Source organism: Pseudomonas sp. P7758, assembly GCF_013386485.1.
Lineage (GTDB): Bacteria > Pseudomonadota > Gammaproteobacteria > Pseudomonadales > Pseudomonadaceae > Aquipseudomonas.
Map to the genome: position 1 here is coordinate 1 of NZ_JACARS010000109.1, position 13802 is coordinate 13802.

The window sequence follows — 13802 nt, forward strand, 5'->3', positions numbered from 1 at the left end:
AGTCAGGGGTTTTGTTTTGGGCGGTCGGAAAACGGGGAGAGAGCTGTTGGCCGTAAAAAGATCCAGCCTGGTTAAAAGCCTTGCTCCCTGATCAACTCAATCAGTGCCCTTAACCCGGCCGGCACATGGCGCCTACCTGGGTAATAGAGGCGCAAGCAGTCAAAAGACGGCGTCCATTCCTCCAGTACGCGCACTAACGTCCCGTTCGCTAAATCGGCAGCGGCATTCCATTCCGTAAGATAGGTCAAGCCTAGTCCCGCCCTGGCAGCCTCGAGCATCAGAGTCGGATTATCCAGGGTCAAAACCCCTTGCACCTCGACAGCAAGCGCTTCGCCATGTCGCTCAAACTCCCAGTGATAGATCGCACCGCTGGGCATCCGGCTGCGAATACACTGATGGGCCCGCAGATCCATGGGACTGACGGGAACTGGGTTGAGAGCAAAATAGTCCGGGCTGCCCAATACCGCAAAACGCTGGGCCGGACTGATATCGATTGCGATCATGTCTTGAGGAACCGTATCACCGAGCCGAATCCCCGCATCAAACCCCTGCGCGACGATATCCACCAGCCGCCCCTCAGTGACGATATCCAATTTCATCCGTGGATAACGTCGCAGGTACTCCAGCAGCAACGGCATCACCTGCTTTGCCGCCCCCGCCGAGGTATTCAGGCGCAAGGTACCGCTGGGTTCCGCGCTGCGATTTCCTGCCTGTTCCAAGGCCGTGCGAATGCTCAACAGTGCAGGGGTAATGGTTTCAACAAACTCCGCGCCCACTTCAGATAACGACACGCTGCGCGTGGTGCGATTGAACAGCCTCACCCCCATCCGCGCTTCAAGCCCCGCGATAGAGTGGCTCAACGCCGATGTCGACACATTCAACTCGGTCGCCGCTGCCCGAAAACTGCGATGCCGAGCCACTGCCAGCACCGCTTCCAACTCATTCAGCCCGGATGTATTCATTGTCCTGAATCGCTCATCAACTCATGCCGATTTGTACGGCTTATCAGCTTAATCATAGTGACTTACCGTAGGACGCACTAGCTCAGCGTCCCGGAGGACCTATGCAATACATCAACCAGATTTACATCAACGGCGCCTTTGTGACGCCCCATGGCGAAGAGCTTTTTGACCTGTTCAACCCTGCAACAGGCCAGCGTATCGGCCAGGTTCGATTGGCAAATGAACAAGACGCCCTGGATGCCATCGCTGCCGCCAAGCGAGCTTTTACCGAGTTCTCCCATAGCTCTAAAGATGTGCGCATCGACTATCTCAAACGCCTTCACGCCGCAGTTGAATCCATTGAAGACGCACTTACCGACGCGATTATCGAGGAGTACGGCGCCCCAATATCCCGTGCGCGGTGGATGGCCAGGCATGCGGCCAGCGTCCTGCAAGATGCCGCTTCAGTACTGGAGAGCTACAACTTCTCCCGACGCATTGGCATCGCCGAGGTGGTCATGCAGCCGCTGGGTGTGGCCGGCTTGATCACACCCTGGAACAGCAACGCCGGTTTTATCTGCGGCAAGCTCGCTGCGGCGTTGGCCGCCGGCTGTACCGCCGTGATCAAACCCAGTGAAATGAGCGCAATCCAGACCTCGCTAGTCACCCGCGCCCTGCATGACGCAGGCTTGCCTCCCGGTGTATTCAACATCGTCACTGGCCGTGGCGAAACCGTAGGCGCCGTGTTGAGCGCCCATCCCGACATCGCAAAAGTGTCCTTCACGGGTTCAACCGCTGTCGGCAAAACAATCCTGCGGACCGGCGCCGAGACCCTGAAGCGCGTGACCCTAGAGCTGGGCGGCAAATCACCGGTGCTGATTCTCGATGATGCGGACCTCAAGACGGCCGTGCCCATGGCCCTTCAGGCCGGTTTCATGAACAGCGGCCAGGCCTGCATCGCCGGCACTCGAATCCTGGTACCCGAAAGTCGTTTGGAAGAAATCGAAGCGCTGATGATCGACGAGGTGGGCAACGTGCAAGCCGGCGACCCTCGTGACCCAGCCACTGCGGTCGGCCCCATGGTCAGCCAAAAACAGTGGGAGCGCGTACAGCGCTACATTCAGATCGGGATCGAGGAGGGCGCCCACCTATTGGCAGGAGGTCGCGGTTTGCCTGAGGGCATCAAAGCCGGGTGGTTCGTAAAACCAACCGTATTCAGCCGGGTGACCAACCAAATGGCCATCGCCCGCGAGGAGATTTTCGGCCCAGTGCTCTCGATCATTACCTACGCAACCGAGGAAGAGGCCCTGACCATCGCCAACGACACACCCTACGGCCTCCAGGCATACATCCTGTCTTCAAATCCCGAACGCGCCCGCAGGCTGGCCAGCCGTATAGACGCTGGCCGAGTGCTGATCAATACCCTGGCCCATGAACCTCTAGCGCCGTTTGGTGGCTTCAAGCAATCGGGTATCGGCCGCGAGTACGGCACATTCGGCCTCGAAGCCTTCCTGGAGCCCAAGTCGATCCTGAGCTGATCGTCAGCATAAAAACGCATGAATAAGGTCAACGGCTCAAACCAAAGTGCATGAACAGGCTCCATTAGCACACCGTTCAGGGAAATCGATGCAAAGTGTTTCTGCATTTTTGGTATGGTGCAGCACATTTTCACAAGGACTGATTTTTCCTCCGCAGGAAGCGGCGTCGACCTTATTCAACGAGATGCTGTAGAAATGCCTGAACCAATACCGATCAAGGATCACGAAAAAGAAAACCGCCTGGTCAACAAGCGGCTGCTGGCCTGCGCGCTGCTGGTAATCGGCATTACCTGCGCCCTGGTAGGTCGGATGTACTTCCTGCAGGTGGTGCAGTACGACTACCACTCCACCATTTCCGAAAACAATCGCGTCCACGTCCTGCCGATCACACCGACCCGCGGCCTGATCTATGACCGCAACGGCGTAGTACTTGCCGACAACCGTCCCAGCTACAACCTGACCATCACCCGCGAGCGCACCACCGATCTCAAAGGAGAGCTGGACGCTATCGTCAGCCTCCTGCATTTGCCCGCCGAGGACCGTGGCGTATTTGATAAGGCGCTCAAGCAAGCCCGTCATCCCTTCGTGCCCGTCACCCTGTTCTACGAGCTGACCGAAGAGCAGATCGCCGTGCTGGCCGTCAACGAATTCCGCCTGCCGGGCGTGGATGTCGAGCCGCAATTCGTCCGCCATTATCCGCTGGGTGCGCACTTTGCCCACTCCATTGGCTACGTAGGCCGGATCAACGAAAAAGAATCCAAAGCCCTCGACTCAGTGGAGTACCGGGGCACCCAGTCCATTGGTAAAACCGGGATCGAGCGTTTCTACGAGTCCGAGTTGCATGGCCACGTCGGCTATGAAGAAGTTGAAACCAACGCCCAGGGCCGCGTCCTGCGGGTGCTCAAGCACACCGACCCGATCCCCGGCAAAAACATCGTGCTGAGCCTGGACGTCAAACTCCAGGAAGCCGCCGAAGAAGCCCTCGGCGACCGCCGTGGTTCGGTGGTTGCTCTCGACCCGGCAACCGGCGAAGTGCTGGCGATGGTCAGCAAGCCAAGTTTCGACCCGAACCTGTTTGTCACCGGCATCAGCTTCAAGGAATACGCCGCGCTGCACGACTCCCTCGACCGTCCGCTGTTCAACCGCGTGCTGCGCGGGCTCTACGCGCCGGGTTCGACGATCAAGCCGGAAGTCGCCATCGCTGGCCTCGACAGCGGCGTGGTTACCGCCCAGACCCGGGTGTTCGACCCGGGCTATTACCAACTCCCGGATTTCGACCACAAATACCGCAACTGGAACCACAGCGGCGATGGTTGGGTGGACATGGACGCAGCGATCATGCGCTCCAACGACACCTACTTCTACGACCTGGCCCACAAGCTGGGTATCGACCGCCTGCACGACTACCTGGCCGAGTTCGGCCTTGGCCAGAAAGTCTCCCTCGACATGTTCGAAGAGTCAGCCGGCCTGATGCCGTCCCAAGCCTGGAAGCGCGCTACCCGGCGCCAGCCGTGGTTCCCGGGTGAAACCGTGATCCTCGGCATCGGCCAGGGTTACATGCAGGTCACCCCGTTGCAGCTGGCCCAGGCCACTGCGCTGATCGCCAACAAGGGCGTGTGGAACCGACCGCACCTGGCCAAGACCATCAATGGCGTGCCGCCGGTGGATGAAAACCCGATGCCCAACGTGGTGCTCAAAGACCCGCGCGACTGGGAGCAGGTCAACCACGGCATGCAATTGGTAATGCACGATCCACGCGGTATCGCCCGGGCGGCTGCAGCCGGTGCGCAGTACCGGATTGCTGGCAAGTCTGGTACTGCGCAGGTAGTGGCGATCAAGCAGGGCGAGCGTTACAACCGTCTCAAGACCCTGGAGCGCAACCGCGACAACGCCTTGTTCGTCGGCTTTGCCCCGGCGGAGCACCCGCGGATCGTGATTTCGGTGATGATCGAAAACGGCGAGGCCGGTGGCCGAGTGGCGGGGCCGGTGGTGCGCCAAATCATGGACGCCTGGCTGCTCGATCAGGAAGGCCACTTGAAGCCGCAATACGCAACCCCTGCCAAGGCGCCGGGTGATCCCCACGTTTGACGCCACAAGGGCATGACACCGTCATGCCCTATCCCTTTTCAAAGGTTGCGCATTGGTCGATGTCGCCTACTGTCAATACAGGAGGTGTCTCATGCACGAATCAAATGAAATCAAACGTAAAGTCCTGCTCAACGCTCCACGCCAACGGGTCTGGGAAGCACTGACCGACGCCGAGCAATTCGGCAGCTGGTTTGGCATCGCCCTCAAGGGCAAACAGTTTGCCCAGGGCCGGGCCATTGAAGCCCCGATCACCTATCCCGGTTACGAGCACGTGGTGTGGAAGGCAAGGATCGAGCGGCTTGAACCACAGACACGGTTCTCTTTCAGCTGGCATCCCTACGCCGTAGACAAGGATGTGGATTACGACGCGGAAACCCCAACGCTGGTGGAGTTCACCCTCGAGGATCACGCCGAAGGCATCTTGTTGCGGGTGGTGGAGTCAGGTTTTGACGGGATCCCGGACGTTCGCCGCCAGAAGGCCTACAAGAAGAACTCCCGAGGCTGGGATGATCAGATGAACAACATCGAAGACTATCTGGCGAAATCCCATCAGCCGTGAGCTGATGGGGCGCCGCATTCATCAGCCTTCGTGGGCGGTGCTGATTTCCAGGGTATCGGTGTAGGTCACCAACACGCTTTGGCCGACCTTGAGGTCTTTGAGGCCGGCGCGAATTTCCGGTTTCTCCACGGTCAGCACTTTGCTCTGGCCCGCCGGGTTTTCCAGGGTTACCTGGTTTTTCGCCAGGTCAATGTGGGTGATCTTCAACTGCACCTGTACCTGGCGGAAGGCCGCACCGCCCGGGTTCGGGTTATCCGCGGTGGCGCGTAAGACGCCAGTCTTCTCGGTGGCGTCCGGTGCGCTCTTGTCGATGTCGGTGTCCAGCACGGCGGCGACCGAATGGGTCACCAGCACCTTGACCTGATCACCTGCCTTGAGATTGCCCAGGTCCTTGGCCTGGTCGCTGAGCTGCACATGCACCTTGCGGCCTTCGGCACCTTCGAGCACCACCTGATGGTTGGCGGCATCCACCTCCAGCACCTTGGTGGTCACCTCATCGGCTTCCAGCGACTTGGACAACGGGATATCGGCAGCATGTGCCGTCAGGGCACCAGCAGACAGCAGGGTTGCCAGGGCAATTGCCTGGCGAAGAGGGCGCAATACATTCATTGAGTGGACTTCCATGTGAGAGGAGCCTTGAGTCTAGTGGCGCGTTCGCGATTCGCAAATTCGCCACTGAGACGGAACGGCTACTTGATCACCACCGGATTCACCGGTGCGCCACTGCCCCCGACAATCTTCAGCGGGGCGGCGGTGTAGAGGAATTTCCACTGGCCGTCGTCCGCACAATCGGCGGCCAGTTCCTCCAGCAACACGATTTCGGTGAAGGCGATCCCCAGGTTGCGCATCAGCGCGCAATGCAGCGGAATCTGCACCCCGGACACCGGGTCGGTGATCACTTCGTTGGCGATGGTGTCGGTCACCAGGTTGGGGATTTCCATCTCGTGGAACCACTCCACCAGCTCCCGGCTGTAGGTCAGCCCCGGCTCCATCAGGTCCTTGAAGAACTCGGTCTTGCCCAGCTCATAAAACGCCCCCATGGACCCGGTGCGGATGATCAGGATGTCACGTTTTTCAATGGTCACGCCCTGGGCTTTGGCGGCGTCGAGCAGGTCCAGGTGGTTGAAGGTTTCGCCCCGGCCCAGGCACTTCTTGCCGCGATGGCGGGCCATGTCGATCAGCACCGCACGGCCCACCACGCCGCGTTCGGCAATCGCCAGCACGCTGGCCTTGGCCATGCCGCCAACGGTGGTCTGGGCGTCGTAGCCGTTCCACAGTTGATTGTCGTACCAGGCGTGGCCGAGGGCGTCGTACTGGGTCGAGCCTTGCAGCTGCATGAAGATCACGTCATCGGAATACGCCGCACCACCGGTCATGTGCGGCTGTTTGCCGAAGTGGTAATGGCTGTGGTCGAGGGTGTTGAAGCGCATCGACGGGTTGCGCGCCGGCCACATCGGGTCGCCGTCGGGGTGGCCGATCTGCACTTGCAGGGTAAAGGTCTTGCCCTGGCGCACCGAGGCCACGCCCCGCAGTACTTCGGCTTCAGTCAGGTAATTGAGGGCGCCGACTTCGTCGTCCGGGCCCCATTTACCCCAGTTCTTTGGCAGGCCTTCAAGCAATTCGCGGGTGTTCGGCTCGTTCTTATTATGAAGATCACACATAGCAATTCCGGTCCCTGTGAGAGTGAGTTACACGCAGCGCCCGCCATCGACTTCAAGGCAAGTGCCGGTGATGAACGCCGCTTCGTCCGACGCCAGGTACAGGCAGGCGTTGGCCACATCTTGCGGGGTGGAAAAGCGCCCCAGGGGAATGGTCGCCATGAATTTCTGGCGGTTTTCCGGGGTGTCCGGTACGCCCATGAATTCGCTGAGCAACGCCGTGGCACCCACTACCGGGTTCACGCAGTTGACGCGGATATTGTCCGGCCCCAGCTCCGCCGCCATGGTCTTGCTCATGACCACCACTGCGCCCTTGCTGCCGTTATACCAGACCAGTCCCGGACGCGGGCGGATCGCCGCCGTCGAGGCAATATTGACGAACACGCCGCCGCCCTGGCCGCGAAAATGCGGCACAAAATGCTTGGCGCTCAAGAAGATGCTTTTGACGTTGACCGCAAACACCCGGTCGAACTCGGCTTCGTCGACTTCCAGCATCGGCCGGTTGCGGTGGGTGGTACCGGCGTTGTTGATGACGATATCCAGGCCGCCGAACTGCTCCAAAGTGCCACGCAGCAGGGCGCCCATGCTTTCATCGTTGGCCACGTTGACCTCGATGAAATGCGCATGGCCGCCGCTTTCGGCGATTTCATTGACCACCCGCTGACCGCCGACGGCGTTCATGTCGGCGACGATGACCTTGGCGCCCTGGCGCGCGAAAGTCTTGGCGATGCCCTCGCCAAACCCCGAACCGGCGCCGGTGACGATCGCGACTTTATTGGCTAAACGCATGGTGTGTTCTCCGTTCTTGTTGTTGTGAGGAATCAACCGTGTTTGATCGCAATGGTCTTCAAGGTGGTAAAGCCCAGCAGCGCCTCGAAGCCTTTTTCCCGTCCATACCCGCTGGCCTTCACGCCGCCGAATGGCAATTCAACGCCGCCACCGGCGCCATAGTTATTGATGAACACCTGGCCACAACGCAGGGTGCGCGCCAGGCGCATTTGCCGTGCGCCATCGCGGGTCCACACGCCGGCCACCAGGCCGAACTCGGTGCCGTTGGCCAGGCGAATCGCTTCGGCTTCATCATCGAAGGGCATCACGGCCAGCACCGGGCCGAACACTTCCTGTTGCGCCAGGCGACTGTCAGGCGGCACATCGCGAAACAGCACCGCCTCCTGGAAATACCCGCCGCTGCCGGCCTCGGCAACCACCGTTCCGCGTGCGGCGACGATGATCCCTTCCTGTTCGGCTTGACGAATAAACTCGCGCACCAGGCGCAGCTGCTTCTGATTGATCAGCGGGCCCATGTCCAGGTCCAGCGCCGAAGGCCCGGCGCGCAGTTCGCTGAAACGTTGGCTGAGGCGTGCGAGCAGGGTTTCGTAAATGCTGCGTTCCACCAGCAAACGGCTGCCGGCGGAGCAGGTTTGCCCGCAGTTCTGAATGATGGCGTTGACCAGCACCGGCAACGCTTCATCCAGGTCGGCATCGGCGAACACCAGTTGCGGCGACTTGCCGCCCAACTCCAGGGTGACCGGGCAGTGGCGTTCGGCAGCGGCTTTCGACACGGCAGTACCGGTGGCGGTGGAGCCGGTGAACGAAATGTGATCGATGCCCGGGTGTGCACACAACGCCGCGCCGGCTTCGTAGCCGTAACCGGTGACTACGTTGATCGCGCCGGCTGGAAAACCAACCTCGGCAGCGATTTCCGCCAGGCGCAGCAACGACAGGCTGGCATCTTCCGCCGGCTTGACCACGCACGCATTGCCCGCCGCCAACGAGGCGCCGACGCTGCGCCCGAAAATCTGCATCGGGTAATTCCACGGGATGATATGCCCGGTCACCCCGTGGGGTTCGCGCACCGTCAACACCGTGTAGCCGGCCTGGTACGGCAGGGTTTCGCCGTGCAGTTTGTCGGCGGCACCCGCGTAGTATTCGAAATAGCGGGCAAGGGCGGTGGCATCGGCGCGGGCGACTTTCAGCGCCTTGCCGGTGTCCCGCGCCTCGATCTGCGCCAGCTCTTCATGATGTTCCAGCACCGCCACGCCAAGCTTGGCCAGCAAACGGCTGCGCTCCACGGCCGACAACCGGCCCCACGGGCCGTCGAAGGTTTCGCCGAGTGCCAGGCGCGCCGCGCTGATCGCCGCCTCGATATCGGCGGCCGTGCCACGGGCGATGCTCGAATAGGTTTCGCCGGTGCTGGGGTCGATCACCGGAATGTCTTCCAGCGAGGTCGACGCCAGCCATTGGTTGGCGATGTAATGTGCGTTGGTCATGTTCAGCTCCTGTTCCCTGCGACGCATTCGGCGATGGCGCGACCCACTTCGACAGTGCTGGCGCTGCCGCCCATTTCCCGGGTGCGCGGGCCTTCGGCAAGCACCGTTTCGATGGCGGACACGATGGCTGCCGCCGCTTCCTGATAAAACGGATCACCGTCGCCCAGGTGCTCGATCATCAGCGCGGCCGACCAGATCTGCCCGATGGGATTGGCGACACCGAGCCCGGCAATATCCGGCGCGGAACCGTGCACCGGCTCGAACAGCGACGGGTAGCGCCGCTCCGGATTGAGGTTGGCCGACGGCGCAATGCCGATGGTGCCGGTGCACGCCGGGCCGAGGTCGGAAAGGATGTCGCCGAACAGGTTGGAGGCCACCACCACATCGAACCAGTCGGGATGCTGCACGAAGTGCGCGCACAGAATGTCGATGTGGAACTTGGCGGTCTTCACGTCCGGGTAGCGCCGGGCAATTTCGTTGACCCGCTCGTCCCAGAACGGCATGGTGATCGAGATACCATTGGATTTGGTCGCCGCCACCAGGTTTTTCCGCGGGCGCTGTTGCGCCAGTTTGAAGGCGTAGTCCACCACGCGGTCCACGCCTTCGCGGGAGAAGATCGACTCCTGCACCGCGATTTCCCGCGCCGTGCCTTCCCACATGCGGCCGCCAACGCTGGAGTATTCGCCTTCGGTATTTTCCCGCACCACGATAAAGTCGATGTCCCCCGGCACGCGGCCGGCCAGCGGGCAGGGCACGCCGGGCATCAGGCGCACCGGGCGGATATTCACGTATTGATCGAACTGGCGGCGGATCTTCAGCAGCGACTCCCACACCGCAGTGTGGTCGGCAATGATGTCGGGCGCACCCACCGCGCCGAAGAAGATCGCGTCATGGCTGCCGATCTGTTCGGCCCAGTCGTCGGGCATCATCGTGCCGTGGGCCAGGTAGTGTTCGCTGCACCAGGCAAAGTGGTCGAAGTGAAAGTGAATACCGAAGCGCCGGCTGACAGCGTCCAGTACCCGCAGGCCTTCGGGCACCACTTCGCGGCCGATGCCGTCGCCGGGAATCACGGCGATGCGGTGGGTGGGGCGGGTGTGGGATTGGGACACGCCGTGTCTCCTGTCTTGTTTTTATAGGAAGGTCTGGCGGGGGCATTCTTGGCACAGCTGTGACAACAGGGGAATTGCTAATTGTGGAATCGGCCTTCGCAAAATTCGAAGGCCGAAGGTTTACGCAGGGTTGGCACTCAGGTAGTCGAACAGTGCCAGGCTCGTCAGCGACGGCTGTTCCTTGCGCATGCACAGGTACATCTGCCGGTCGGCCCAGCTGTCGTCGATTTCGATAAAGCGCAAGGCCATCTCCTTGCGGAAGATCTGCACCGCGCCCTGCGGCAACACGCCCACGCCCTGGCCGGCGGCGATCAAGCGGCACACTGCTTCGAAACTGCGCACCTGCACCCGCAGCCGCAACGGCATGCCGATCGCCGCGGCGGCTTCGGTAATCAACGGGGTGATGGCGGCGTTGTCTTCCAGGCCGACGAAGTCGTAGCCGAGCAAATCCTCGAAGCGCGCATGGCGCATTTTCAGTGGGTGGTCATTGGGCACGAGCAGGCACAGGCGGTCCTGGCAGTAGGGCTCGAACCGCAGCTCTTCGCTGGGGCGGGTGGTGACGATACCGACATCCGCCACGCCCTCGCGCACGGCCTGGAGGATCTCCCGGCTGCGCTCCTCGCGAATATCCAGGCGGATGCCCGGGTGCAAGGTGTTCCACTGGGTCAGTTGGCGCGGCAGTTCCTGGCTCATCGCCGAACTGTTGGCGTACAGGCAAACCCGGCCGGTGGCGCCCTTGGCGTAATCGGCGAGATCGGCGTGCATGCCGTCCACGGCCCGCAGGATCGATTGTGCATGCTGGGCCAATACTTCCCCGGCTGCCGTCGGTGAAACGCCGGTGGAGGTGCGGGTCAGCAGGGCGACCTTGAAGTGCTGCTCCAGCAGCGACAGGCGTCGGCTGGCGGCAGAGAGGGAGAGATGGGATTGCTCGGCCGCCCGGGACAGGTTGCCCAGCTTGACCGCCTTGAGGAACAGCTCGATGGAAGTGAGGTCGGGGGACATGCCGGGGTCCTTGTGCGCAGTGGTTGGGAAACTACGCAGTTGGCGTTCGGCTGTCCAATGTCCGGCAAACAACCCGGGTGCAGGCAGATTTGCTTTCTGTAGGAGCTGGCTTGCCTGCGATAGCATCACCGAGGTGCATCTGACACACCGCGGTGCCCGCATCGCAGGCAAGCCAGCTCCTACATTGACTAGGGTTAGAAGTCGATACTGGCCGACAGCTTGGCCACGCGCGGGTCACCTTGGGTCAGGTAGCCGCCGAGTGCCGATTCCCAGTACTTGGTATTGGCGACGTTCTCCACAGTGGCGCCGAGGGTGACGTCACGCTGTTCCACCTTGAAGGTGTAGCGGGCGCCCACGTCGAAGCGGTTCCAGGCGGGCAGGCTGAGGTTGTTGGCCGCGTCGGCATATTGGCCGCCGGTGCGCAGCATCCGTCCGTTGACTGTCACGCCTTGCAGGCCTGGTACATCCCAGTCCACGCCGGCATTCAGTTGGAAGGTCGGTACGCCGATGGCGCGGTTGCCGTCGTTGGCGCCGTTCTGGGTGCCGTGGACTTCGGTGTGGATGATGGTTGCGCCGCCCAGCAGGCGCAGGCCGGCGATCGGTTCACCGAACACGTTGAGCTCAACGCCTTTGTTGACTTGCTCGCCCTGGCGAACATAGGTGGCGCTCAAGCCGTCGGCGCTGAGTTGTGAGTAACCGTCGGTTGGTTGCTCGATGCGATACACACCCAGGGTTGCGCCATAGGTACCCATGTCGAGCTTGACCCCGGCTTCGGTCTGTTTCGAGCGCGCCGGGGCATAGGCCTGGCCGGCATTGGTGATGGGCGCGGTGCCGGCGTTCTGAGGTGCGGTCGGGCCCTGGGCCAAGCCTTCGATATGGTTGGCATAGAACGACACGTGGTCCCACGGCTTGAACACCAAGCCGTACACCGGTGTGGTGATCGACTTGTCGTAATTGGCGTTACGTGGGCCCGACCCGTAGGCATACCCTTGGACCACCAGTTCCTGGCGGCGCAACCCGGCGGTCACCAGCAAGCGATCATCCATAAAGCCCAGGGTGTCCGAGACCGCTGCACTGCGGGCGAAGGTCTTGGCGGTGATGCCCGGATCGTTCAGGTCGCCGCCGACGAAACTGCCCTTGACCGGTTCGGCAACGTCCACCGGGTTATAGATATTGCTGGCGTGGCCGTTGAGGTCGAAGTCATAGGCGTTGCGCGTCTGGGCCCAGATCCCGGTCAACCCGAAGTTCAGTTTGTGGCTGACAGCGCCGGTCTGGAACTTGCCATTCAAGCCCGCCATCAGGCTGGTGTTGTCTTCCTGGTGGGCGATGCGCGAGCCGCTGACGGTGGCATTGCCCAGGGTGTCATTCAACGTGACCGAGGAGTAACGGCCAATCTCGTTGGTGTGCTTGGCGCCGCCCGCGATGTAGGCGGTCCAGTTGTCGTTCAGGTCGTACTCGGCGCGCAACATGCCGAAAGTGTCTTCCAGGCTGCTGGTGCCCCAGCTCGGCGCGTAGTTGGTGTCGGCCGAAGGCGCGTTGGGGATATGGGTCAGGTTCTGGCCGAGCAACACGGTGTTGCGCCCGCCATTGATCTGCTGTTTCGAGTAGACAAAGTCTCCCGACAAACGCAGCGCATCACCGCGATAGTCCAGGCCAACCGCAAACAGCTTCGAACGCTGGCTCTCGTCATCGATCCCGGTGTCGCCTTCGCGCTGGGAAATATTCACCCGTGCGCCAAAACGATTGTCCTCGCCAAAACGTTGCCCGATATCCAGGTGCTCGCCGACCCGGCCATCGCTGCTGATGTCGGTGCTGAAACGCCGCAACGGCACATCATCGGCGCGCTTGGGTTGCAGGTTCACACCGCCGCCAATCCCGGAGCCGCCGGGCGTCACGCCGTTGATAAAGGCGTTGGGGCCCTTGAACACTTCAACCCGCTCCAGGGCGTCGGTGGACATGATCTGGCGCGGCAGGATGCCGTACAGACCGTTGAACGAAATGTCATCGCCGTTCAGCGGCAGGCCACGGATCACAAAGGCCTGGGCCTGGTTCGCGTACCCCGACGCCTGGCGCACGGACGAATCGTTGAGCAGCACATCGCCGACGTTCTCGGCCTGCTGGTCACGGATCAATTTTTCGGTGTAGGAAGACATGCTGAACGGCACGTCCATGATGTCCTGGTTGCCCAGTACCCCCAGTTGCCCGCCGCGGGCGACCTGGCCGCCGGCGTACACCGGGGGCAGGGCGTTGGGCGTGGCCGCGTCGGCGCTGATGGTGGTAGCACCCAGTTCCAGAGCCTTGCCGTCCTGACTGTTGTTCGCATCCTGCGGGGTTTCTGGAGTGGCGGCGTGAGCGGCGAGGCTCAGGGAGCAGCAAAGGGCGAGCAGGGTAGGGCGAAACGGCACAGCCAAACGGGTGGAAGTGGGCATGGTCGATCCTGACGGCGAACCGTCAATGTGAGGAAAAGGGCAACAGCGTTGCGCGTCCTCGCTGCGCGGATACGACTCCGGTGCGAATGATAGTAATTGTCATTAATGTTCTGCAACAAGTTTGTGAGATTACTCTCTCCGTATACGTAGGCCATTTCGGTTAAATCGCCGCGCCGTGGCACAGGCCGAGTAGAATCACGTCCTGAAA

11 protein-coding genes are annotated in these 13802 nt (G+C 61.5%); 3 read left to right on the forward strand and 8 right to left on the reverse strand.

Annotated features, from left to right (window positions below; translation table 11 throughout):
- Positions 1–71: 71 nt before the first annotated feature.
- Positions 72–962, reverse strand: coding sequence for a LysR family transcriptional regulator (locus tag HX873_RS22605; protein WP_134327051.1), 891 nt, complete (start codon positions 960–962; stop codon positions 72–74).
- A gap of 101 nt (positions 963–1063) precedes the next feature.
- On the opposite strand from HX873_RS22605, the gene HX873_RS22610 reads away from it, so the two are divergent.
- The 3 genes from HX873_RS22610 (at position 1064) to HX873_RS22620 (ending at position 5126) form a co-directional block, all read left to right on the forward strand.
- Positions 1064–2479 carry an aldehyde dehydrogenase family protein gene (locus HX873_RS22610; RefSeq protein ID WP_177067854.1) on the forward strand — a complete coding sequence of 472 codons (1416 nt, stop codon included), beginning with the start codon at positions 1064–1066 and terminating at the stop codon, positions 2477–2479.
- Between the two features lie 195 nt (positions 2480–2674).
- Positions 2675–4567 carry a penicillin-binding protein 2 gene (gene mrdA / locus HX873_RS22615; protein WP_003208249.1) on the forward strand — a complete coding sequence of 631 codons (1893 nt, stop codon included), beginning with the start codon at positions 2675–2677 and terminating at the stop codon, positions 4565–4567.
- Positions 4568–4658: 91 nt separating this feature from the next.
- Positions 4659–5126, forward strand: a complete 468-nt coding sequence (locus HX873_RS22620) for an SRPBCC family protein (protein WP_003208248.1) — start codon at positions 4659–4661, stop codon at positions 5124–5126.
- Positions 5127–5147: 21 nt separating this feature from the next.
- On the opposite strand, the gene HX873_RS22625 is transcribed toward HX873_RS22620, so the two are convergent.
- The 7 genes from HX873_RS22625 to HX873_RS22655 all read right to left on the reverse strand — a co-directional run bounded on the left by HX873_RS22625 (position 5148) and on the right by HX873_RS22655 (position 13594).
- A complete protein-coding gene (locus HX873_RS22625; protein ID WP_102369595.1) occupies positions 5148–5735 on the reverse strand; it encodes a hypothetical protein in 588 nt (195 codons plus the stop codon).
- Between the two features lie 80 nt (positions 5736–5815).
- Positions 5816–6787, reverse strand: coding sequence for a cyclase family protein (locus HX873_RS22630; RefSeq protein WP_087695324.1), 972 nt, complete (start codon positions 6785–6787; stop codon positions 5816–5818).
- Between the two features lie 27 nt (positions 6788–6814).
- A complete protein-coding gene (locus HX873_RS22635; protein WP_008434578.1) occupies positions 6815–7573 on the reverse strand; it encodes an SDR family oxidoreductase in 759 nt (252 codons plus the stop codon).
- Between the two features lie 32 nt (positions 7574–7605).
- Positions 7606–9054: an aldehyde dehydrogenase family protein gene (locus HX873_RS22640; protein WP_177123229.1), complete on the reverse strand. Its 1449-nt coding sequence runs from the start codon at positions 9052–9054 to the stop codon at positions 7606–7608.
- 2 nt (positions 9055–9056) lie between these two features.
- Positions 9057–10163, reverse strand: coding sequence for a tartrate dehydrogenase (locus HX873_RS22645; RefSeq protein ID WP_087695327.1), 1107 nt, complete (start codon positions 10161–10163; stop codon positions 9057–9059).
- 120 nt (positions 10164–10283) lie between these two features.
- A complete protein-coding gene (locus tag HX873_RS22650; RefSeq protein ID WP_003208237.1) occupies positions 10284–11165 on the reverse strand; it encodes a LysR family transcriptional regulator in 882 nt (293 codons plus the stop codon).
- Positions 11166–11359: 194 nt separating this feature from the next.
- Positions 11360–13594, reverse strand: coding sequence for a TonB-dependent siderophore receptor (locus tag HX873_RS22655; protein WP_087695328.1), 2235 nt, complete (start codon positions 13592–13594; stop codon positions 11360–11362).
- Positions 13595–13802: the final 208 nt, after the last annotated feature.

What these genes read in the sequence shown, in the direction of transcription:
- mrdA (WP_003208249.1), top strand. Translation starts at nt 2,675, where the DNA reads ATGCCTGAACCAATACCGATCAAGGATCACGAAAAAGAAAACCGCCTG.
- HX873_RS22640 (WP_177123229.1), bottom strand. Translation starts at nt 9,054, where the DNA reads ATGACCAACGCACATTACATCGCCAACCAATGGCTGGCGTCGACCTCG.
- HX873_RS22610 (WP_177067854.1), top strand. Translation starts at nt 1,064, where the DNA reads ATGCAATACATCAACCAGATTTACATCAACGGCGCCTTTGTGACGCCC.
- HX873_RS22630 (WP_087695324.1), bottom strand. Translation starts at nt 6,787, where the DNA reads ATGTGTGATCTTCATAATAAGAACGAGCCGAACACCCGCGAATTGCTT.
- HX873_RS22605 (WP_134327051.1), bottom strand. Translation starts at nt 962, where the DNA reads ATGAATACATCCGGGCTGAATGAGTTGGAAGCGGTGCTGGCAGTGGCT.
- HX873_RS22620 (WP_003208248.1), top strand. Translation starts at nt 4,659, where the DNA reads ATGCACGAATCAAATGAAATCAAACGTAAAGTCCTGCTCAACGCTCCA.
- HX873_RS22655 (WP_087695328.1), bottom strand. Translation starts at nt 13,594, where the DNA reads ATGCCCACTTCCACCCGTTTGGCTGTGCCGTTTCGCCCTACCCTGCTC.
- HX873_RS22625 (WP_102369595.1), bottom strand. Translation starts at nt 5,735, where the DNA reads ATGAATGTATTGCGCCCTCTTCGCCAGGCAATTGCCCTGGCAACCCTG.
- HX873_RS22650 (WP_003208237.1), bottom strand. Translation starts at nt 11,165, where the DNA reads ATGTCCCCCGACCTCACTTCCATCGAGCTGTTCCTCAAGGCGGTCAAG.
- HX873_RS22635 (WP_008434578.1), bottom strand. Translation starts at nt 7,573, where the DNA reads ATGCGTTTAGCCAATAAAGTCGCGATCGTCACCGGCGCCGGTTCGGGG.